A 21,583-nucleotide genomic window follows, 5' to 3' on the forward strand; every position below is an offset into this window, starting at 1 on the left:
TGAAGACCACCAAAGAAACGGAGACCCCGATGAACCCGGACGAAACGCCCAGGCACGTGAGCCCATCGACGGATTCGTCCGACGAAGTTCGGCTGGCGGCGGTTCAGGAAGAACTCGCCGTCGGCGTCCGCAAGACCGAAACCGGCTCGGTGCGCGTGCGCAAGGTCGTGCACGAGGAGATGCAACCGGTATCGATGCGCCTTTCCACCGAACAGGTCGAAGTCTCGCGCGTGCCGGTGAACCGGGCCGTCGATGAACGGACGGAACCGAGGCATGAAGGCGACACGCTCATCATCCCCGTCTTCGAATACGTGCCGGTAGTGCGGATGCAACTCACGTTGAAAGAAGAAGTGCATGTCCGGACGATCCATACGCAAGAGGACGTCGTTCGTCAGGTTCTTTTGAACTCCGAAGAATTGATTGTCGAACGGCGCGACGGCCCGGACGGCGAATGGAAACCCGATCGAAGCAGCGAGTGACGGCAGGCGGGAACGCTCGTTGCGCTTCTCGTGCACGCGCTTCAATCCTCGGCCTGCGTACGCCTTTCTTTAAGGAGATCATGCAATGACTCAGACCATCATCGGTGTATTCAACACCATCCAGGATGCGGAAATTGCCCAAGCCCGGCTCGAAGCAGAAGGCATCTCGAGATCGGACATGAGCGTTCACGCGCAGAACGCGACGAACACGACCGGCGCCGATCTCGGCACGCGCGATGTCACGACGGATACGTCGGACGCCGGCTATCACGAAGGCGCGATGGGGCGTATCGAGCACTTCTTCAAGAATCTGTTCGGCGATAACGACCGCCCGGAAGAGATCGGCCACTATCAGGAAGCGGTTCGCCGCGGCGGCGCATTGCTGACCATCGATATCGCCAACGAGTCGGATACCGAGCGCGTGCGCGATGCGCTGTATGCCGCGGGCGCCATCGACATCGACGCGCGTGTCGCCCAGTGGCGCAACACCGGCTACACCGGCTACGACAGCAGCGCGCCGGCCTACACCGCCGATGAAATCGACGCTGAACGCAAGGCGTTCCCGGTCGTGCAGGAATCGCTCGAAGTCGGCAAGCGCGAAGTTCAGACGGGCGGCGTGCGCGTGTACTCGCGGCTCACCGAGACGCCGGTCAGCGAGTCGGTCAATCTGCGCGAAGAACATGCGAGCATCGAGCGCCGCGCGGTCGATCGTCCCGCGACCGCCGCCGATCTGAAGGAAGGCTTCGTCGAGATTCGTGAGACGGCGGAGCAGCCGGTCGTGGCCAAGACGGCGCGCGTCGTCGAGGAAGTGGTCGTCGGCAAGGAATCGTCGAACCGGACGGAGACCATTACCGACACCGTGCGCGGCACCGAAGTGGAAGTGGAGCGGACCACGGGCGTCGAAGGGACGGGCGTCGGCACGCGAGTGGAAGGCGGCGCAGACGTGCCGCCGGTAAAGAAGACGCCGCTTTAAGCGCGGCAGCGTTCAGCGGTCCGTCACGCGCGGGCCGCTGAACGCGTACGGGCATCCCAAAAAGTAGTTGACTGAATCATTCGGGTTCGGCATAATTCAATGTGAAGTTCAAGAAGTCGATTGCTGTTCATCAATAGTCCGATTCCCCTCCGGTATTCGTTGTCCACTCCCTCCTTGCTGCTTCGCCCTGCTCACTGAGCGATCACACTTATTCATTTCAGGATTCTCATGGATACCGGTACGGTTAAATGGTTCAACGACACCAAGGGTTTTGGCTTCATCACGCCGGATAACGGCGGCGACGACCTCTTCGCACACTTCTCGGAAATTCGCGCTGACGGCTTCAAGACGCTCGCCGAAGGCCAGAAGGTGAGCTTCGAAACGAAGCGCGGCCCGAAGGGCATGCAGGCTTCGAACATCAAGCCGCTGTAAGTGCTGCACATCGGGAGCTGAATAATCGGCTCCCGATTTCTCGCTGGTCCGCTCCGCTCTCCTCCCCTCTGCGTTTCTCCCGGCCAGTCGTTACAGGCCCTTCCCCAATACGTCGTCAGACGCAGTGATTGCAGACTTTCCGCTCCTTGACGGAAGGCATTCACCTACACAATTAAAAAATGACATCGAATCAACATTACCGCGGTTATGCGGTGCACCCCTTCGCACATCGTCTCGGCGATAACAGTTTCTCGGCTAACGTACTGCTCGAACGCGCCGAACAAAATCCCGGCGATACCGATTACCAGTTTTACTCGCTCGATTACTTTCCCAAAGAAGCCGACGCAATCGCTTATTCGAGCCAATGGGCTCGCGAGTGGATCGACACGCGAGGCTGATCGCCCGCGCTCTTCTGGCTGCGACGCACCACTCGGTAACGTTCGCCCGCACCGTACTCGTCTCCTGCATTTTTTCCCTCGCGGAACATTATCGGATCGACCTTCCGATAATTAAGATTCAACGCGCCAAACGTTTGCTCGCGCAGACATAGCCTTCAGTCGTCGCCCTGCCTGCCGTTATCGGAAGAAGGAGGTTTATCCGGCTCGACCGTCGGATGCCTCGCCCCGACCCCGGCTTTGCAGTCGCATCGTTCCGTCGTTTGAGAGCGAACAAGAAAGGAAAACATGCGCGTTGCCTCGAAAACGACGAATCGGCAGTTATTCAACACAATCTGGCCGTTCCTGGCGGTCGTCATCTCCCTGCTGGCGATGGCGGCTACGAGCCTGGCGATCATGTCGTCGGTGCGTGCCTATATCGGCGGGGAAAGCACCTGGTCGAAGGGGCAGAAGGACGCGGTGTTCTATCTCGTCCGCTATGCACAGACCGGCGATGAACACGCATTCTGGGAATATCAGAGCGCGATTGCCTATCCGCTGAACTTGAAGCGCGCGCGTCTCGCGCTCGACCGTCCCGATCCGGACGAGCCCGCCGCGCGCGCGGCGCTGCTTGCGAGCGGCGTCTATCCGGCGGATGTCGGCGCAGTGATCTGGGTCTATCGCACATTCCGCCGCGCGAGCTACTTCCAGGAAGCCGTCGCGTACTGGACGGCCGGTGATCTGCTCGTCGACCAGCTCGCCGATGCCGGCCGCCAGTTGCGCGCCGCCGTGAAGCGCGGAGAGGCCGGGCGCGCCGACGTCGACCATCTCACCGACGAGGTCTGGAACATCAACGGCGCGATCGCCCCGATTTCGCGCGCCTTTGCCGACGTGCTCGGCTCCGCCTTCCGGCAGACGGCGATGCTGCTTTTCACGGTCAACGTAGTGATTGCCGTGCTGCTCGTCTGCTTGTCCGGGTGGTACGCACGGCGCTTCATCACCGCGCGGCTCGCGACGGAAAACGCGCTGCGCCGAAGCGAAGCGCGCGCGAAGGCGACGCTCGGCTCCATTGGCGAGGCGGTGATCTCGGTCGGTCCATCGGGTCTCGTCGAGTTCATCAATCCGGCCGCGGAAAAGCTCTTCTGCCGGGAAGCCGCCGCATGCGTGAACCGGCCGCTGGGGGCGCTCGTGACGGTCGCGCGCGAATGGGATCGCCGGCCCGTGGACGTGATCGACGAGGCGCTCAAGGAAGCGGAACCCGAAGACGTGAGCGGCGACCTGATCCTCACGAACGCGATGGGCGTCGATATCGTCGTGCAGGCGATCACGTCGGTCGTGCGCGATCAGTCGGATGTGCTGACCGGCGTCGTGCTGCTCCTGCGGAACATGACGCGCGAGCGCGAGTACGTGTCGAATCTCGCGTGGCAGGCGACGCATGACGGCCTGACCGGATTGCTGAATCGCACGGAATTCGAACGGCGTCTGAGCACCGCGCTCGATCGCGAATCGGATATCGATCCGTCGCATCGCGCGCAAATGCTGATGATGCTGGACCTCGACCAGTTCAAGGTCGTCAACGATACCTACGGTCACGCCGCCGGCGATGCGATGTTGCGCGAAGTGGCGCTTTTCATCGAAGAATGCCTGCGCGAAGACGACGTGCTCGGCCGCCTCGGCGGCGATGAATTCGGCGCGCTGCTCTGCAATTGCGACAAGCAGACCGCGATGCAGATCGCGGAGCGGTTGCGCAAGGACGTCGCGGCTTTCGAATGGTCGTGGGAGACGCATCGCCTGTCGACGAGCGTGAGCATCGGCGTAGTCGATCTCCGGCAGAACGGGCTCGATGTCGAGACCGCGATGCGCTACGGCGACATCGCGTGCTATCTCGCCAAGGAACGCGGCCGCGATCGCGTGCATCTCGCGGTGCCCGGCGACAAGGAACTCACGCGCCACGCGAGCGAGATGTCGTGGTGCGGACGCATCAAGGACGCGCTCGCGAACGACCGCTTCTGCCTCTATACGCAGGAAATCCGCGCAACCGATTCGCACCTGCATGAAGGCCTTGCCAGCAGCGTCGCTTACCCGCGTCATGTCGAAATCCTCTTGCGCATGGTGGGCGAACGCGGCGATATCGTGCCGCCGGGGCTCTTCATGCCGGCAGCGGAACGATATGGCCTGATGTCGGCCATCGATCGCTGGGTCGTGCGCGCGGTGTTCTCGACGTTATCGCAAATGCCGCAGCCCGAACGGATGGAATACGCGATCAACCTCTCGGGCGCATCCATCGGCGATGAACGCTTCCTCCAGTTCCTCAACGAGCAATTCGCGATCAGCGGCGTCGCGCCATCGTCGATCTGCTTCGAAGTCACCGAGACCACCGCTGTCGCCAATCTCGCCGCCGCAGCGCGGTTCATCCGCGAACTGAAGAAGCGCGGCTGCAAGTTCGCGCTCGACGACTTCGGCGCCGGCATGTCGTCGTTCGGCTATCTGAAGCACTTGCCGGTCGACTACATCAAGATCGACGGCGGATTCATCAAGGACATGCTTAAAGATGCCGTTAACCGGGACATGGTGGCGGCTATCAACGACATCGGCCATTCAATGGGCCGTCTGACCATTGCGGAATACGTGGAAAGCGAGGCGATTCTTCGCGCGCTTCGGGAGATGGGCGTCGATTTCGTTCAAGGCTTCCATGTCGGGCGTCCCGAACCCTGGGCGCAGCACGTCGAACCTATCAACATCTAACAGGAGAGTACGTTTTGGATCCGACTTTTCAGCGGGTTGGCGATCTGAAGGACATCGCCAGCTACCCGGCATGGCTTGGCGACGTTCTGGCCGAGACGAACGAAGCGAAGCAAGGCGTCGTCACGCATCCCATTTTCGCGGCGATGCGCGAGGCGAAGCTGGAAGCGCGTCAGGCGGAGGCGTTCCTCGTCAACGGATGGCCGGTCGTCGAGCAGTTCCCGCAATACATGGCGATGAACCTGCAAAAGGTGCGCTACGGCCATTCGCGCGGCGAAGACCTGGCGCGGCGTTACCTGACGCGCAACATCCGCGTCGAACAGAATCACGCGGATTACTGGGTCGACTGGGCTGCGGCCCACGACGTCAGCAAGCGCGCGCTGATGAAAGCCAACGGTCCGACGCTTGCCTATGCGCTCAGCCACTGGTGCTGGAAGAGCAGTTCGACGGACGCGCTCGCGGCCAGCATCGCGGCAACGAACTTCGCGATCGAAGGCGTGACCGGCGAATGGTCGACGCTCGTCTGCAGCAGCGATACGTACGCGAACAGCTTCCCGGTATCGATTCGCCGCAAGGCGATGCGCTGGCTCAGCCTGCACGCGCATTACGACGACGCGCATCCGTGGGAAGCGCTGGAAATCGTGGCCACGCTGCTCGGCAATGCGCCGGGCGTCGACGAGGTGCATACGGTGAAGCGCAGCATCGCGATGAGCTACGAGTACTTCAAGATGAGCCTCGACTGCTGCCTGTAGCAGCCGGCTTCCCGCTGTATCAAAGAGCGCCGTCCGCATCCGCACACGCGTTGTCGTGTGCGGAACGGATGCGCTCTGCCCGGCAAACTGGAACCAATCTGGACAAGAGATGAAAAAGAAGCAATTTGCGTGTGCTGCCGCAGCGGCCCTGTGTGTCACGGGCGCTCACGCACAGTCGGCGGGAAGTGTCGTCGTCAACGCCGGGTGGATGCACTTCGCACCGCAGGACTCGAGCGGCCCGTTCAAGATCACGGCGCTGGGCCAGACCACGACGGCGCCGGGCGCGGGCGCATCCGTAAGCGATGCCGACACGTTCGGCCTCACGGCGACGTACTTCATCACCGATCACATCGCGGCTGAAGGTGTGATGGGCGTGCCGCCGAAGTTCAATCTGTACGGCACCGGCACGCTGAGTCCGTTCGGCAAGCTGGGCTCCGCGCGGGAATGGAGCCCGACGCTGCTGCTCAAGTACTACTTCGGCGGCGCGCAAAGCCGTTTCCGCCCGTACGTGGCGGCGGGCGGTTCGTATGTGTGGTTCTCGGGCGAGAAGCTGAACGGCGCGATGTCGAGCGGCGCCTTCCTCTACTCGAGCCAGTTCGGCAACGCGCTGACGGGACCGACGACCGTCAAGCTCAGCAGTTCGTTCGCGCCGGTCGTGAATGCGGGCCTTGCGTACAACTTCAACGAGCACTGGTCGGCCGCCTTCTCGGTGTCCTACATGTGGCTGAAAGCCCGTGCGACGCTCGAGACGCAATCGGCGGTGGGCACGGTCAAGAGCGAATCGAAGATCAAGCTCGATCCGATCGTGACGTTCCTTTCGGTCGGCTACAAGTTCTGAGCCTCTTCGCGATGCCGCCGCCGTGACGGGCGGCGGTTCATCGCAGGGTCAGGATTTCTGTCCACGGCCCGTCTTTTCCTGCAATTCGTCGATCCTGCGGGAAGCGTCTGCTTTCGTCAGCGACGGATCGAACGGCTCTTTCGCCTCTTCCGACAACGTCTTCAGATACGACGCCTGCGCGCCGGTCATCGGCTCGTCGCCTGTGACCCATTCGTCGGGGTCCTTCTCGGCATTCGACGTGGGGTTGGCTTTCGGGTTATCGGCTTGCGCGTCGCTCTGCGTCTCTTCGGTGTCTTTCGATTTCATCGGTCGGTCCTCCTTGCCGGATGCGGGTCGTGATGGTGTGCCCGGCGCAAAGAACGTGCCTCCGCGCTCAGCTTCCCGACAGCGCCGCCCGTACATGCGACACGAATCGCGCAGTCACCGCATTGTCCCGCGCCGATGGCCACGCGAGCCCGACGCGCCATTTCGCGTGCCTGCCGGCGAGCGGCAGGACGGTTGCATCGCGCAGCAGATGTTGCGCGCGCGACGGAATGAACGCGACGCCCACGCCCGCCGCCACCGACGTCAGCACAGCCTGAACGTCTTCCGCATGCTGCGTGACATTGGGCACGAAGCGCCGCTCGCGGCACCATCGGTCGATCTGCGCCGCGAGGCCCGGCCCGCGTGCGCGCGACAACGCGATGAACCCGATGTCGTTGAGCACCGCAAGATCCGAGGGCAGGCGCTTGAATGTGCCGTGCGGCGGCATCGCGAGCGCAAGTCCTTCGTCGATGACCTTGAACGACGACAAGCCGGCGCTCGCCTGCAAGCGCAGGAAGCCGGCATCGAGCTTCCCCGCCAGAAGCCGCCGCTCCTGCTCGGCAGACGACAGATCGCTCAGCGTGATCGCGACGCCCGGATTCGCGCGCCGGAAATCCGCGATGATGCGCGGCACGAGCGTCAGCACCGAAAGGCAAATGCCGATGCGCAGATGGCCGGTTCGGCCGCTGCTCGCATCGCGCGCACGCGCAAGGATTTCGTCGGCGTCTTGAACGAGCGTCTCGGCGTCGGGGAGAAAGCGCTCGCCGAACAGCGTCAGCTCCGCGCCGTGCCGGCCGCGCTCGAACAGCTTGCCGCCGATGCTGGCTTCCAGCGCGCCAATTTGCTTGCTGAGCGCGGGCTGACTCATATGCAGGGCGTCGGCGGCGCGGCTGAAATGGCGCAGTTCCGCGACGGCGAGAAAGGTCTTGAGCAGTCTGAGTTCCATTCGTTTCGGTGATCGAATGCGGCAAATCATTCATTTTACAAATCGGATGCGGCGACGTTCAATGGCTGCCTGAACTTTCGTCCGAGGTAGCGTGATATGTCATCCGAAAAGCAGAAGCGTCCTGCCGATGCGGCCGCTGCGCGCGAAGTGCCTAAGCCCGCGACGCGCCCGCGGCGCATCCAGGTCGCGGAGGCACGGACGCACGACCGCCCCGCAGGCGGATCGATTGCGCTGAGCTTCGCCGTGGTCAGGCGAGATGTCGAGCCGTCATTGAAGTAGGGAGGCGGAGCGCCCGGTTGCCCGATACGGGCATGGACGCCATACTGCTGCATACCGAACAAGCGCACACGCCCTTCGAACATGACGCAAGACTCGCTCGTTTCCCTTTCCGCCGTCGATGCACGCGCACTCATCGGCAATCGCACAGTCTCGCCGGTCGAATTGCTCGACGCGTGCATCGCGCGCATCGAAGCAGTCAACCCCGCCGTCAACGCGTTGGCCGCGCGCTGCTTCGAACGTGCGCGGGTCGAAGCGCATCGCGCGGAAGCGGCCGTCATGCACGGCGAGCCGCTTGGCCTGCTGCATGGCTTGCCCATCGGCATAAAGGACCTGGAGGAAACGGCGGGCGTGCTCACCACCTACGGCTCGCCCCTCTATCGCACCCACATTCCCGAACACGACAACGCGATGGTCGCGCGCATCCGCGCGGCAGGCGCGATCGTCACGGCAAAGACGAACACGCCCGAGATGGGCGCGGGCGCGAACACGCGTAACGTCGTGTGGGGCGCAACGGGCAATCCCTTTGCGCCCTTGCTGAACGCAGGGGGATCGTCCGGCGGGTCGGCTGTCGCGCTCGCCACCGGCATGCTGCCGCTTTGCACCGGCTCGGACACCGGCGGTTCGCTGCGGATTCCAGCGGCGCTATGCGGCGTCGTGGGTTTTCGTCCGTCGCCGCGACTCGTGCCGGGCGATCGCCGGGAACTCGGTTGGACGCCCCTCACGGTAAGCGGCCCGATGGCGCGCACCGTGGCGGATACGCGTCTTCTGCTCGCCGCGCAGGCAGGCTTCGACGTGCGCGATCCGCTCAGCTATGAAGTGGACGTGAATACGATCGCGCAGCGCCGGCACGTCGATATCGGCGCCCTGCGTATCGGCATCACGGAGGACTTCGGCGCTTGCGCAGTGGATGACGCGTCGCGCGCCACGTTCCGCGCGAAGGTCGGCAAGCTGGCGCATTACGTCGATGTCTGCGAGCCCGTCAGCATCGACATGACCGATGTGCACCGCTCGTTCGATGTAATCCGCGCCCAGAACTTCATCGCGCAGTTCCGCGAGACATACGAACGCGATCCGTCGCTGCTCGGACCGAACACGCGCGCGAACTATGAGATGGGCATCGCCATGACGCTCGCCGACGTCGTCCGGGCGCACGCCACGCAGACGACGCTCTACCGGCGATTCCAGCAGCATTTCGAACGCTACGACATCGTGCTTTCGCCGACGACGCCCATCACGCCCTTTCCCTGGTCGCAATGGCATCTCGACGCCATCAACGGCGAGCCGCTCGACACGTACTATCGCTGGCTCGGCCTGACTTACGTCGTATCGCTGATGACGAACCCGGCGATGTCCTTGCCATGCGGCGTCGATCATGCGGGCATGCCTTTCGGCTTGCAACTGATCGGCCCGGCGCGCGCGGATGCGCGTTTGCTCGACATCGCGGAAGCCCTCCAAGCGGCAATCGCGGACGATGATGCATTCCGGCGCCCGACGCCCGATCTCGATACCTTGCGCGAACCGGTGGCGGAACTGACGTCGATCGTCACGCACCCGCCCGCGCACGGCTGAGCCACGTCAGCGTCAGACGCCAGGCATGATCGGATACGGAATCGTGTGATCCTCCACGCGCTTCACGCCGGGGATATTTCCGGAGGCGATACGCATCGCATCGAGCTGATCCGTGGACCACACCGTGCCCCACAAGTGCACGACGCCATTGCGCACGACGATATTGCGGCCCGGAAACGCCCAGCCGCGCCCCGCCAGTTCGCCCATCAGCATCGCGCGAATCTCCTTGTCGCTTGCCGATGTACCCTGAGCGCTCTCCGCCACCGGCGCCGGCACGGACGCGAGCGCCTGCACGAGATTCGAGCGGCTCACGATGCCGACGAGCCGGTGATCGCGCAACACGGGCACGCGCTTGATATGACGCGTTTCCAGCACCGAAGCGATCTCGGCAAGCGAAGTGTCCTCTTGCACGCACACCACGTCGCGGCTCATGATCTCGCCGACCGTGCGCGCATGTGACTTCACGTAATCCGCCGCGCCATCCGAGCCGATCAGGTCGAGCCACCACGAACGCCTGCCCTGGCGCTTCTCGGTATCCGTCTCGCTGCGATGAAGCAGGTCGCCTTCGCTGACCATGCCGACCACATGCTGGTTCTCATCGACGACCGGCGCGCCGCTGATGCGGTGCCTGACCAGCAATTTCGCCAGCTCATGAACGGTCGTGTCCGGCGTGACGGAAACGAGCGTCGAGGTCATCACATCGCGTGCTTGCATGATGGGCTCCGGTAGGGTGAATCATCAGTTGATCGAAACGATGCCGCCTTCGCCTATCACGATACGCCTCGCCCGATGTCAGGCGTTGACATGCGTCAACGGCGCACGAGATGCGAAGCGTTATCCGTCGATACCTGCCGATCGCGATACGTGCAGGCCGGCGCGTTTGCGTCGAAGCACATCGCACGCATCATCCGGCTCCATGCGGATTTCTTCCCGCGCGACGCTCCCGCTTCGACGGCGGCGATTCCGGCAACGCGGGTTCGGGCGGCAACGCATGTTCATGGCTCGATGAGTCCGCGCGGCGGTGCGTCCTAAGATTCGCGGGAACTGCGTCGCTGAAGCGGAAATAGCCGCTGCGAAGCATCACCGGCTTGCGTCCGACGCTCGTGAGCAATTGTTCGGCGGCCCCTTCGATGGCGGCGCGATTGCGCTCGAACGCGCGCTGCAAGTCGTCCTCTCGTGAGGACGCGGCCCCGAAATGATCCTTCAGCGCCTCCGCCGATATCGTGCATCGAACCCGCTCGCCGCCCGCGATGGCCTCGAACACGAGCGCGGGTTCGTCGCCCTGATAGACGGGTGTGGCGCCCGGAAACGTGATGTCCATGATGAGGAGCCCTCGCAGGACGATGAGAAGCGAGCGGCACATGCGCCGCGGCCGACGCTTCCAGTGTTCCCGCCGCGACGCCCGAGAGCGTTGATCCAGATCAATGCGCGCACGCCTGCCTGCGCGAAAACGACGGCGCGGCGCAAGGGATGCCGTCGCAGGCGGCCACTGTATTCGCCCGCGAAAACATACGGCAGCAGTCTCAGCGCGATGTCCGCGCGCCGCGCCGCGGCGGGACGACTTCCGCGAGCAGTTCGCCATGCAGTTCACGAAGAATCTCGACGAACGCCAAGGTGAGCCTTTCACGCGGCCGATGCGGCGGAAACAACAGATAAGTCGGGAAACGCGTGGCCGGAAGAAACGGACGAATGGCGATATCCGGCCCCGCGAAGTCCCGCGCGACGATCGGATGCGCGAGCGTCACGCCCATGCCGTGCCGGACCATTTCGCAGCTTATCGCGGTGTACTGCGCTTCTATCGCAAGCACGCGCTCGACACCGGCGCGCTGGAAAACCTCGTCCATCAATGCGCGCGTGCCGTCGCCGTGACACAACGATATGAACGATTCGCCTTCGAGATCTTCGGGCCGGATGCTGCGCTTGGCCGCCAGCCGGTGCGAAGCGGGCATCACGCATACAGCCGCCACGTTCGATAGCTGCTCGACCTCGCAATCGGATGCCTCGCTGACATACACCGCGACGCCGAGGTCGCAGAACTGCGATGCGGTCCAGTGATTCACGGTGCCGGACGTGTTCACGTGCAGCGACACCGTGACCTCCGGAAACTGCGCGACGAAGCGCTTGATGGCGTGCGGCACGAGCGTCATGCCCGCCGACGGCATCGCCGCGATGCGCAGACGTCCGCTGCCGAGATTGCGTATCTGCGCGGCCGCGTTCGCCAGTCCCTGCAAGCCGACGAACGCGCGCTCGACTTCGCGAAAGAACGCCGTGCCTTCGCTCGTCGGTATCAGACGCACGCCGCTGCGCTGAAAGAGCTGCAGGCCCGTATCGCGTTCGAGCTGGGAAATCAGGCGGCTCACGTTCGGCTGCGACGTGAAGAGCGCCTTGGCGGCGGCCGTCATCGATCCCGAGACCATCACCGCGCGAAACGCCTCGATGTGCTTCAGATTCATGCGTGCTTTCCTTCGCGTTTTCCCTGAGCGGAACAACCATGACCCATATCATTCCTGCATGGATACGTATTTTATTCGTATTGGACGATATGACACGCCGGCGCGACACTGCATCACAACGACAGGTTTAGAAGCCCGCCCCACACATACCGGTACTGGAGATCGTCGTCATGAAGAGAGCGCTGCATCGCCGTCTTTCCGCCCCTGCCCGCACCGCCGTCGCGGCGCTTTCGCTGGCTGCCCCCCTTGCCCCGCTTCTCGCGCACGCCGAAACCACGCTCTATGTCGCGAACGTCGGCGGCTCGAACGAGCAGTTGTATCGGCAGAAGGTGATTCCGCCGTTCGAGAAGGCGCATAACGTGAAGATCGTCTACGTCGCGGGCAATTCGAGCGATACGCTCGCGAAACTCCAGGCGCAGAAAGGGCATCAGCAGATCAACGTCGCGGTGATGGACGACGGCCCCATGTATCAGGCGATGCAGCTCGGCCTGTGCGCGAAGGTCGAAGACGCGCCCGTGATGAACGACCTGTATCCGCTCGCGAAGCTCGGACCGACCGCGGTCGGCGTCGGCATGGTGGCAACGGGCATCGGCTATAACGAGGAAGCCTTCAAGAAGGCCGGCCTGCCGCCGCCCGATTCATGGAAGGTGCTCTCGGACGCACGCATCAAGGGCAAGCTGGGCGTGCCGCCGATCACCAACACTTATGGGCTGCATACCCTCGTGATGCTCGCGCGCATGAACGGCGGCGGCGAGAAGAATATCGATCCGGGCTTTTCCGCGATGACGAAGCAGGTCGCGCCGAACGTCCTCTCGTGGGCGCCGACGCCCGGTGAGATGGACGGCCAGATGCAATCGGGCGACGTGATTCTCGCGCCGTACGGCAGCGGACGCGCGGTGGCCCTGCAAAACACGGGCTTTCCGCTCAAGTTCATCTACCCGAAGGAAGGCGCGGTCGCGCTGCAAGTGGCCGCATGCACCCTCGCCGAGAACGCGCAGCCGCAGCTGTCGCAGCAATTCGTGCAGTACTTGCTGAGCCCGGAAGTGCAGACGATGCAGGCGCAAGCCATCGGTCTCGGTCCCGTCAACAAGACGGTCAAGCTCACGCCGGAGATCGCCGCGCGCGTGCCTTACGGTCCCGAGCAGATCGGCAAGCTGACCGCGATGGACTGGACGAGCATCAATCAGCATCGCACGGAATGGACGGAGCGCTGGAATCGTTCGGTCGAACGCTGATCCCCCTACCCGCCTCGTGCACGTGATTCGATGAAGGAGCAAGGCGCATGGCCTTCCTGACTTTGCAGGGCATTTCGAAACGCTACGGCGATTTCACCGCGATCGAGCAACTCGATCTTTCGGTCGAACGCGGCGAGTTCTTGTCGCTGCTCGGGCCTTCGGGCTGCGGCAAGACGACGACGCTGCAGATGGTCGCGGGCTTCGTCACGCCGAGCACCGGGCGCATCATGCTCGACGGCCGCGACATCACGCACGAGCGTCCGGAGAAGCGCGGCATCGGCGTCGTGTTTCAAAGCTATGCGCTCTTTCCACACATGACGGTGGCGGGCAACGTCGGCTTCGGGCTCGAGATGCGCAAGGTCAGGCGCAAGGAGCGCGAAGCGCGCGTGACCGAAGCGCTCGCGCTCGTGCGGCTCAACGGCCTCGGGCATCGCTATCCGAAGGAACTGTCGGGCGGGCAGCGGCAGCGCGTGGCCATTGCGCGGGCGATCGCGATGGAACCCGAGCTGCTGCTGCTCGACGAACCGATGTCGAACCTCGACGCCAAGCTGCGCGAGGAGATGCACATCGAGTTGCGCGCGATCCAGAAGCGCCTCGGCATCACGACGATTCTCGTCACGCACGACCAGGTCGAAGCGATGACCATGAGCGACCGCATCGCGGTGATGCATCGCGGGACCATCGCGCAACTGAGCACGCCGTACGACGCCTATGAACGCCCCGCGACGCCGTTCGCATCGACGTTTCTCGGCCGCACCAATGCGTTCGCGGGCGAAGTGCTGCGGCGCAATCCGCGCTGCGCGGAGGTATCGGTCGCGGGCGCGACGCTGCACGTGCCGCACGAGGGCCGTCATGTCGATGGCGCGGTGAACGTCTATATCCGCCCCGAGAAACTGCATCTCGCCAATGGCGATGCCCGGGTGCGCGGCCGCATCTGCACGCGTGTCTTCGTCGGCAATCAATGGCTGCTCGAAGTGGAGACGGACCTCGGCAAGCTGCGTGTGGCGCAGCCGAATCACGGCGCGCCGCCGCCCGAAGAAGGCGATGAAGTCGGTCTGGCATGGACCGACGACGACCTGCGCGTACTCACGCAAGAGACGGCAGGAGGCGCACATGGCCACGCTTGACGACGCCCGTCCCGGCGCGGCGCCGTGGCTGCTGTCGGGTCCCGCGCTGCTGCTTTTCATCGGCCTGTTGCTGGTGCCGCTGCTGCTCACGCTGATGCTCTCGTTTCGCGTTTTCAGCGATACGGCCGGCATCCAGAGCACCTACACGCTGACGAACTATTGGGAAGTCGTTAGTGATCCGTACTATGGCGCCATCTTCCTGCGCACGGCGGGTCTCGCCTTCGCCGTCACGCTGCTGTCGATCGTGCTGGGCGTGCCGGAGACCATCGTGCTTGCGCGCATGAAGCGGCCGTGGCAGTCGCTGTGTCTCCTGATCGTGCTCGGGCCGCTCCTGATCTCGGTCGTCGTGCGAACGCTCGGCTGGCAGATTCTGCTGGGCAACAACGGCGTGCTGAACAACGTGCTGCAGGCGCTGCACATCACGGACGAGCCCATCCGCCTCGTCTTCACGATGACCGGCATGATCATCGCGCTGACGCACGTGCTCGTGCCGTTCATGGTGATGTCCGTCTGGGCCAACATGCAGAAGCTCGACAGCCAGGTGGAATGGGCCGGGCGCTCGCTCGGCGGCTCGTCTTTCGCGGTGTTTCGCCGCGTGGTGCTGCCGCAGATCATGCCTGGCGTGCTGTCGGGATCGATCATCGTGTTCGCGCTGTCGGCATCGGCGTTCGCGACGCCCGCGCTGATCGGCGGACGACGCCTGAAAGTGGTCGCGACCGCCGCCTATGACGAGTTTCTCGGCACGCTCAACTGGCCGCTCGGCGCGAGCATCGCGGTGCTCCTGCTGATTGCGAACGTGGCGATCGTGATGGGATGCAGCCGTCTCGCGGAACGCCGCTTCAAGCACATCTTCGACTGAGCGCGAGAGGACCTCATGAAACAGAACGGCATGCTCGGCCTCGTCTATAACGCCTTCTTTCTCACGTTCATCATTGCACCGCTCGCGGTGGTGATGCTCGTCGCGTTCACCGACAAGGGCTTCATCTCGATGCCCTTCGACGGCGCATCGCTGCGCTGGTTCCACGCGATCATCGAGAACGGCGACATCGTCTCGGCATTCTGGCTCTCGGTGCGCCTCGCATTCGCGGCCGCGACCATCGGCGTGTTGCTCGCCGTGCCCGCCGCGCTCGCCATCGCACGGTATCGCTTCCCCGGCCGCGCCGCGCTCACGAGCTTCTTTCTCTCGCCGATGATGATTCCCGCGGTCGTGCTCGGCATCGCGTTCCTGCGGTTCCTGTCGCTGCTGCACCTGTCGGGATCGTTCTGGTCGCTGGTTTGCGCGCACGTGGTCATCGTGCTGCCGTATGCGCTGCGGCTCGCGTTGTCGTCGGCGGTCGGGCTCGATCGCGATGCCGAGCGCGCCGCGCTCTCGTGTGGCGCGAGCCGCTTCACCGCGTTTCGCCGCGTGGTCCTGCCGATGATCCGCACCGGCGTCGCCGGCGGCTGGGTGCTGTCGTTCATTCAGAGCTTCGACGAGCTCACGATGACGATCTTCGTCGCGACGCCCGGCACCACGACGCTGCCCGTCGCCATGTACAACCAGATCGCGCAGACGATCGATCCGCTCGTCGCGTCGGTGTCGGCGGTGCTGATCGTCGGCACGGTGCTCCTGATGATTCTGCTCGACCGCATGGTCGGACTCGACCGCATCCTGATCGGAGAAGCGCGATGACACAAGCAAGCACCGCCGATGTGATCGTCGCCGGCGGCGGCCTCGTCGGTTCCGCCGTGGCTTACGGCCTTGCCCGCGAAGGCGCGCGCGTAACCGTGCTCGACGAAGACGACGGCGGCTTTCGCGCATCGCGCGGCAACTTCGGCCTCGTGTGGATTCAGGGCAAGGGCTACGGTCTTTCGCCTTACGCACGCTGGTCGCGCAGTTCGGCCACGCGCTGGCCCGGACTCGCGGAGGCGTTGCTCCAGGAAACCGGCATCGACGTGGCGTTGAAGCAGCCGGGCGGCTTTCACTTCTGCTTTACCGACGACGAACTCGCCGAACGCGAGAAGCGCCTCTCGACGCTACAAGCCGAACTCGGCGACTACCCCTACGAAATGCTCGATGCCGCCGACGTGCGCGCGCGCATTCCGCAGATCGGCCCCGCCGTGCTCGGCGCGAGCTATACGCCGATGGACGGCCACGTCAATCCGCTCAAGCTGCTGCGCGCGCTGCATGTCGCGATGCAGGCGCGCGGCGTGAGGCTCGTATCGGGCGAACGCGCGGAGCGCATCGAGCCGCAGGCGAACGGCTTCGTCGTGCACGGGAAACGCGGCGTCTATCGCGCGGGACGCGTGGTGCTGGCGGCGGGCCTCGGCAATCGCACGCTCGCGCCGTTCGTCGGACTGAATGCGCCGGTCGCGCCGAATCGCGGGCAAGTGCTGGTCAGCGAGCGCGTCGCGCCGTTCCTTCATTACCCGACGCTCAACGTGCGACAGACCGACGAAGGCAGCCTGCAGTTCGGCGATTCGATGGAAGAAGTCGGCTTCAACGATTTCACGACGACGCACGTGCTCGCCGACATCGCGCGTCGCGGCGTGCGCGCCTTTCCAATGCTGCAAAACGTACGGCTCGTGCGCATGTGGGCCGCACTGCGCGTCTACAGCCCCGACGGCTTTCCGATCTACAACGAATCGGAAGCGCATCCCGGCGCGTTCGTCGTCACCTGTCATAGCGGCGTGACGCTCGCCGCCGCGCATGTGATGCGCATCGCGCCGTGGGTCATGGGTGCGCCGATGCCCGACGAATTGCCCACGTTCTCCGCGCGCCGCTTCGACAACGCCGAACAACTGACACTCGCACACTGAACCGACATGACTTCACACACAACGTTGTTCAAGCCGCTCGCGGGCACGGGCGCGGGCGCGGCCATCGACATCTGGTTCAACGATCAGCGTTTGTCCGTGCCGGGCGGGCGCTCGGTGGCGGCCGCGCTGCTGGCGGCGGGCGTGTCGCGCTTTCGTGCGACGCCGGTCTCGGGCGCGCCGCGCGCGCCGTACTGCATGATGGGCGCGTGCTTCGAATGTCTCGTCGAGATCGACGGCGTGCCGAGCCGGCAAAGCTGCATGGTGGAAGTGAAGGCCGGCATGCGGATTCGCTCGCAGGAAGGCGCACGCGACCTGCCGCCGATGGATCTGACCGATGCCCCTCTGGAGAACGCGCATGGCCGCTGATTTCGCATCCGAAGCCGTCGATGTGGTCGTCGTCGGCGCGGGCCCCGCCGGCATGAGCGCGGCGACGATCGCCGCGCGCGCGGGCCTGAAAACCGTGCTGATCGATGAACAGGACGCCGTCGGCGGGCAGATTTATCGCGGCATCGTGAAAGCCGATGCAGAGCGCAAGCAGATACTCGGCCCCGACTATGCGGCGGGCGCGGGCATCGCGCAGGCCTTCGCCGCATCCGGCGCGCGTCATGTGACCCATGCGACCGTGTGGCAAGTCACACGCGAACGCGGCGTCAATTATCTGAAGGACGGAAAGATCGGCAGCTTCGACGCCGAGCGAGTGATTCTCGCGAGCGGCGCGCTCGAACGTCCGTTCCCGATTCCCGGCTGGACCCTGCCCGGCGTGCTGACGGCAGGCGCCGCGCAAATCCTTCTGAAGAGCGCGGGCGAAGTGCCTGCCGCGCCGCCGGTGCTCGCGGGTTGCGGACCGCTGCTCTATCTGCTCGGCTGGCAATACGTGCGCGCCGGCGTGCCGATCCGCGCACTCGTCGATACCACGCGCCATGAGGATCGCTGGCGCGCGAAGCGTCACATGCTGTCGGCGTTGCGCGCGTGGCCGTTTCTATCGAAGGGCCTCCAACTGATCCGCACATTGCGTGAGGCCGGGGTGCCGATCTTCGAAGCCGCCGACGATCTGCGCGTGGAAGCGCGCATCGGCGCGGACAACGTGGAGCGCGCCGCTGCGCTGAGCTTCACGACGCAGGGCGCGACGCATCGCATCGAGGCCGACGTGATCCTGCTGCATCAGGGCGTCGTGCCGAATACGCAGTTCACGCAGGCGCTGCGCGCATCGCACCGATGGGACGATGCCCAGCTCTGTTTCACGCCGAAGGCCGACGAATGGGGCGAGCTGGACGTGCCCGGCATCTTCGTCGCGGGCGATGGCGCGGGTATCGGCGGAGCGCAGGCGGCGGCCTTGCAGGGCACGCTGGCGGGACTGGCCGTTGCCGCGCAGCTCGGCGCGATCGGCAACGCGAAGCGCGATGCGGAAGCCACCGCGACGCGGCGTGCGCTCGCGGGCGTGCTGCGCATTCGTCCGTTTCTCGACAGCCTGTATCGTCCGCGCGATGTCAACCGCATTCCGAGCAACGAAACCATCGTGTGCCGCTGCGAGGAAGTCACCGCAGGCGAGCTGCGCAAGTTCGTCGAGCTGGGATGCGTCGGACCGAATCAGGCGAAGTCCTTCGGGCGTTGCGGCATGGGTCCGTGCCAGGGCCGCATGTGCGGTCTCACGGTGACGGAAGTGATCGCGGATGCGCGGCGCGTCTCGCCCGCCGATGTCGGCTACTACCGCATTCGTCCGCCGATCAAGCCGCTCACGCTCGGAGAACTCGCCGGTGAATGACGCACGCGCGGTACAGGAAGCCGATGTGCTCGTGATCGGCGGCGGCCTGCACGGCACGAGCAGCGCGCTTCATCTGGCGCGGCGCGGCGTGAAGGCCGTCGTGCTCGAAGCGGATTATGTCGCGCGCCATTCGTCGGGCGTGAATGCAGGCGGCGTGCGAACGCTCGGGCGTCCGTTGCCGGAAATCCCGCTTGCGTTGATGTCGCGCGAAATATGGCATGGCATGACCGAACTCATCGGCGAGGACGGCGGCTTCGTTCCATCCGGACAACTGAAGATCGCGGAAACCGACGAAGAACTCGAAGATTGCCGCAAGCGCGTCGCGCTGCTGGAATCTCACGGTTTCACGCATGAGAAGGTGATCGACCGCGAGACGGTGCTGGAACTGGAACCGGCGCTCGCGCGGCACGTGACGGGCGGCATATGGGTCGAACGCGATGGCTATGCGCTGCCCTTTCGCACGACGACGGCGTTCCGGCTCGCAGCGCAAAAGCTCGGCGCGCGGTTTCTGGAAGGCACGCCGGTGCGCCGCATCGAACAGCGGGGTACGCGCTGGTTCGCTCATACGCCGCACGGCGCTTTCAGCGCGGAGAAGCTGCTCGTCACGGCGGGCGCGTGGTCGGGCGAGCTTGCGAAGCAAGTCGGCGAACCCGTGCCGGTACATCCGGAAGGGCTGATGCTGATGGTCACGCATCGCGTCGCGCCATTCTGCCGTGCGACGCTCGGCGCGACGGGCAGGCCGCTCTCCTTCAAGCAGTTCGACAATGGCACCGTGGTCATCGGCGGAAAGCTGATCGGGATCGCGGAACTCTCGAACCGGCATGGCGAAGTGGACTTCATGCGCCTCGTGCGCAGCGCGCGGACGGTCACGGATCTCTTTCCGCACTTGCGTCATCTCGGCGTGAATCGCGCATGGGCCGGTGTCGAGGCTTTCACCGAAGACGAACTGCCGGTGATCTCCGCGAGCCGCAAGGCGTCGAATTTGTACTACTCCTTCGGCTATTGCGGCAGCGGCTTCCAGTTGGGACCGGGCTGCGGCAAGCTCATGTCGGAATTGATGCTCGACGGCGCGCCGTCCATTTCACTCGATGCCTTCGCGGTCGACCGATTCAATCGGATTCCGAACGATTCGAAAGCGAACGCGCTGCATCTCGCGACTCACTAACGGTAACTCAACTGGAGTACATGCATGACCGACATCCAACGCATCGAAACCAACCAGCGCATGAGCCGCGTCGTCAAGGCGGCGGGCCTCGTGTTCATCGGCGGACAAACTTCCGCCGATCACACGCCCGATGTGAAGGTTCAAACCGCGAAGGTACTGGACAAGATCGACGCGTTTCTCGAGAAAGCGGGCATCGACAAGACCCGCCTCGTTTCCGCGCAGGTATGGCTCGCGGATATCGATCGCGACTTCGCCGGCATGAACGAAGTGTGGGACGCATGGGTGCCGCAAGGCCACGCGCCCACGCGCGCCACGGTGCAGGCGAAGCTCGCCGCGCCCGAGCTGCTGGTCGAGATCGCGGTGGTTGCGCTGGCCTGAGGCTAGTTCAACGCGACTGCGGCGGCAGCGCCGACGGGCGTCCCCTGTATTGCGACGGACGCCCGGCCATCCGGCCCGACCGGCACGTCGCCGACGAGCGTCGTGCGATAAAGCTGGCGATCGAAGTCGAGATCGAAGATATCGGTCGGCGCGAGATGCGCGGTCGTGCGGTTGTCCCAGAACGCGACGCTGCCCGCCTCCCACTTGAAGCGCACGGTGAACTCGGGCCGCGTCACGTGCTCCCACAAGAGTTCGAGCAAGACCTGACTCTCGCGCGGCGCGAGCCCGACGATATGCTTTAGAAAGCCCGGACTCACATAGAGCGCCCGCTCGCCCGTCTCCGGATGCACGCGCACGAGCGGATGCTCGCTCACCAGCGTGCGATCGTCGACGGCCTTCGAGAACGCTTCGGTGCCGCTTGCGCCCTGCGGCGGCGCGAAGCGATGCACGCCACGCAAGCCATCGACGAAGGCCCGCAACGGCGCGGACAACTTCTCGTACGCGATGACGAGATTGGTCCACTGCGTATCGCCGCCGTAGGGCGGAATGGTCACGCCGCGCAGGATCGACGCGAACGGCGGATTGACGGCCGCGGTGACATCCGTATGCCACCCGGTCCACGGACGCAGCAACGCCTGCCCTTCGAAGCGCGTCGCCTTGCGAAACTTGGAGATGGAGTAGATCTCCGGGTGCCCATCGACATGACCGAACACCGGATGCCCGACCGTCAGCTCTCCGAACTGTGCAGAAAACGCGACGTGCTGGTCGTGGCTGAGAAACTGTTCGCGGAAGAACACGACACGCCACTTCAAAAGCGCGGCGCGAATCGCGTCGACTTGCGCACGCGACAGCGTTTTCCTGAGATCGACGCCGCTAATCTCCGCACCGATATGCGCGGACAGCGGACTGACTTTCACACCGGCCTCATGCTCGTTGACGACAACGGCTGCGTTCACTGATATGTCTCCGTTCGAATG

The 21,583-nt window shown here is 64.4% G+C and carries 22 protein-coding genes and 1 pseudogene; 17 read left to right on the forward strand and 6 right to left on the reverse strand.

Annotated elements, in window-relative coordinates; all coding sequences use genetic code 11:
- The first annotated feature begins 29 nt into the window (after nucleotides 1-29).
- The 7 genes from P9220_RS26070 (at nucleotide 30) to P9220_RS26100 (ending at nucleotide 6,590) form a co-directional block, all read left to right on the forward strand.
- Nucleotides 30-479, forward strand: a complete 450-nt coding sequence (locus P9220_RS26070) for a YsnF/AvaK domain-containing protein (RefSeq protein WP_309768738.1) — start codon at nucleotides 30-32, stop codon at nucleotides 477-479.
- A gap of 85 nt (nucleotides 480-564) precedes the next feature.
- Nucleotides 565-1,452 (forward strand): YsnF/AvaK domain-containing protein, encoded by an 888-nt coding sequence (locus P9220_RS26075; protein ID WP_309768739.1) that lies wholly within the window; start codon nucleotides 565-567, stop codon nucleotides 1,450-1,452.
- A 228-nt stretch (nucleotides 1,453-1,680) separates the two neighbouring features.
- Nucleotides 1,681-1,884, forward strand: coding sequence for a cold-shock protein (locus P9220_RS26080; protein ID WP_159834819.1), 204 nt, complete (start codon nucleotides 1,681-1,683; stop codon nucleotides 1,882-1,884).
- A gap of 179 nt (nucleotides 1,885-2,063) precedes the next feature.
- Nucleotides 2,064-2,282, forward strand: a complete 219-nt coding sequence (locus tag P9220_RS26085) for a hypothetical protein (RefSeq protein WP_309768740.1) — start codon at nucleotides 2,064-2,066, stop codon at nucleotides 2,280-2,282.
- Between the two features lie 285 nt (nucleotides 2,283-2,567).
- Nucleotides 2,568-5,003, forward strand: a complete 2,436-nt coding sequence (locus tag P9220_RS26090) for an EAL domain-containing protein (RefSeq protein WP_309768741.1) — start codon at nucleotides 2,568-2,570, stop codon at nucleotides 5,001-5,003.
- 14 nt (nucleotides 5,004-5,017) lie between these two features.
- Nucleotides 5,018-5,752, forward strand: coding sequence for an iron-containing redox enzyme family protein (locus tag P9220_RS26095; RefSeq protein WP_309768742.1), 735 nt, complete (start codon nucleotides 5,018-5,020; stop codon nucleotides 5,750-5,752).
- A gap of 109 nt (nucleotides 5,753-5,861) precedes the next feature.
- Nucleotides 5,862-6,590, forward strand: a complete 729-nt coding sequence (locus tag P9220_RS26100; RefSeq protein ID WP_309768743.1) for an OmpW family outer membrane protein — start codon at nucleotides 5,862-5,864, stop codon at nucleotides 6,588-6,590.
- A gap of 48 nt (nucleotides 6,591-6,638) precedes the next feature.
- Here the strand turns inward: P9220_RS26100 and P9220_RS26105 are convergent, their stop codons facing one another.
- Together P9220_RS26105 and P9220_RS26110 are read right to left on the reverse strand one after the other, a co-directional pair.
- A complete protein-coding gene (locus tag P9220_RS26105) occupies nucleotides 6,639-6,896 on the reverse strand; it encodes a DUF3072 domain-containing protein (protein WP_309768744.1) in 258 nt (85 codons plus the stop codon).
- Nucleotides 6,897-6,963: 67 nt separating this feature from the next.
- Nucleotides 6,964-7,839, reverse strand: a complete 876-nt coding sequence (locus P9220_RS26110) for a LysR substrate-binding domain-containing protein (protein ID WP_309768745.1) — start codon at nucleotides 7,837-7,839, stop codon at nucleotides 6,964-6,966.
- 360 nt (nucleotides 7,840-8,199) lie between these two features.
- Between P9220_RS26110 and P9220_RS26115 the strand changes: the two genes are divergently transcribed.
- Complete coding sequence (locus P9220_RS26115) at nucleotides 8,200-9,687, forward strand: amidase family protein (protein WP_309768747.1); 1,488 nt, start codon at nucleotides 8,200-8,202, stop codon at nucleotides 9,685-9,687.
- Between the two features lie 12 nt (nucleotides 9,688-9,699).
- Here the strand turns inward: P9220_RS26115 and P9220_RS26120 are convergent, their stop codons facing one another.
- The 3 genes and pseudogenes from P9220_RS26120 to P9220_RS26130 all read right to left on the reverse strand — a co-directional run bounded on the left by P9220_RS26120 (nucleotide 9,700) and on the right by P9220_RS26130 (nucleotide 12,140).
- Nucleotides 9,700-10,401 (reverse strand): CBS domain-containing protein, encoded by a 702-nt coding sequence (locus tag P9220_RS26120; RefSeq protein ID WP_309768748.1) that lies wholly within the window; start codon nucleotides 10,399-10,401, stop codon nucleotides 9,700-9,702.
- 340 nt (nucleotides 10,402-10,741) lie between these two features.
- Nucleotides 10,742-11,008 (reverse strand): annotated as a pseudogene (locus tag P9220_RS26125) (DUF1488 domain-containing protein); the annotation flags it as partial.
- Between the two features lie 202 nt (nucleotides 11,009-11,210).
- Nucleotides 11,211-12,140: a LysR substrate-binding domain-containing protein gene (locus tag P9220_RS26130; RefSeq protein ID WP_309768749.1), complete on the reverse strand. Its 930-nt coding sequence runs from the start codon at nucleotides 12,138-12,140 to the stop codon at nucleotides 11,211-11,213.
- Nucleotides 12,141-12,310: 170 nt separating this feature from the next.
- Between P9220_RS26130 and P9220_RS26135 the strand changes: the two genes are divergently transcribed.
- The 9 genes from P9220_RS26135 to P9220_RS26175 are packed head-to-tail and all read left to right on the forward strand — an operon-like array spanning nucleotide 12,311 to nucleotide 20,606.
- Nucleotides 12,311-13,375, forward strand: coding sequence for an ABC transporter substrate-binding protein (locus P9220_RS26135; RefSeq protein WP_309768750.1), 1,065 nt, complete (start codon nucleotides 12,311-12,313; stop codon nucleotides 13,373-13,375).
- A 47-nt stretch (nucleotides 13,376-13,422) separates the two neighbouring features.
- Nucleotides 13,423-14,502 carry an ABC transporter ATP-binding protein gene (locus tag P9220_RS26140; RefSeq protein WP_309768751.1) on the forward strand — a complete coding sequence of 360 codons (1,080 nt, stop codon included), beginning with the start codon at nucleotides 13,423-13,425 and terminating at the stop codon, nucleotides 14,500-14,502.
- The gene (locus tag P9220_RS26145; protein WP_309768752.1) at nucleotides 14,489-15,361 is read left to right on the forward strand and encodes an ABC transporter permease; all 873 of its coding nucleotides are present in this window, start codon (nucleotides 14,489-14,491) and stop codon (nucleotides 15,359-15,361) included. Before P9220_RS26140 ends, P9220_RS26145 begins: the two co-directional genes overlap by 14 nt.
- Nucleotides 15,362-15,376: 15 nt before the next feature.
- Nucleotides 15,377-16,174, forward strand: a complete 798-nt coding sequence (locus tag P9220_RS26150; protein WP_309768753.1) for an ABC transporter permease — start codon at nucleotides 15,377-15,379, stop codon at nucleotides 16,172-16,174.
- Nucleotides 16,171-17,301 carry an FAD-dependent oxidoreductase gene (locus P9220_RS26155; RefSeq protein WP_309768754.1) on the forward strand — a complete coding sequence of 377 codons (1,131 nt, stop codon included), beginning with the start codon at nucleotides 16,171-16,173 and terminating at the stop codon, nucleotides 17,299-17,301. The genes P9220_RS26150 and P9220_RS26155 overlap by 4 nt, the downstream gene beginning before the upstream one ends.
- 6 nt (nucleotides 17,302-17,307) lie before the next feature.
- A complete protein-coding gene (locus P9220_RS26160) occupies nucleotides 17,308-17,667 on the forward strand; it encodes a (2Fe-2S)-binding protein (RefSeq protein WP_309768755.1) in 360 nt (119 codons plus the stop codon).
- Nucleotides 17,657-19,063, forward strand: a complete 1,407-nt coding sequence (locus P9220_RS26165) for an NAD(P)/FAD-dependent oxidoreductase (protein ID WP_309768756.1) — start codon at nucleotides 17,657-17,659, stop codon at nucleotides 19,061-19,063. The genes P9220_RS26160 and P9220_RS26165 overlap by 11 nt, the downstream gene beginning before the upstream one ends.
- A complete protein-coding gene (locus tag P9220_RS26170) occupies nucleotides 19,056-20,228 on the forward strand; it encodes an FAD-binding oxidoreductase (RefSeq protein ID WP_309768757.1) in 1,173 nt (390 codons plus the stop codon). Before P9220_RS26165 ends, P9220_RS26170 begins: the two co-directional genes overlap by 8 nt.
- A 24-nt stretch (nucleotides 20,229-20,252) precedes the next feature.
- A complete protein-coding gene (locus tag P9220_RS26175) occupies nucleotides 20,253-20,606 on the forward strand; it encodes a RidA family protein (RefSeq protein ID WP_309768758.1) in 354 nt (117 codons plus the stop codon).
- Between the two features lie 2 nt (nucleotides 20,607-20,608).
- On the opposite strand, the gene P9220_RS26180 is transcribed toward P9220_RS26175, so the two are convergent.
- The gene (locus tag P9220_RS26180; protein ID WP_309768759.1) at nucleotides 20,609-21,562 is read right to left on the reverse strand and encodes a TauD/TfdA family dioxygenase; all 954 of its coding nucleotides are present in this window, start codon (nucleotides 21,560-21,562) and stop codon (nucleotides 20,609-20,611) included.
- Between the last annotated feature and the right edge of the window lie 21 nt (nucleotides 21,563-21,583).

Source organism: Caballeronia sp. LZ016, from assembly GCF_031450805.1.
Classification (GTDB): domain Bacteria; phylum Pseudomonadota; class Gammaproteobacteria; order Burkholderiales; family Burkholderiaceae; genus Caballeronia.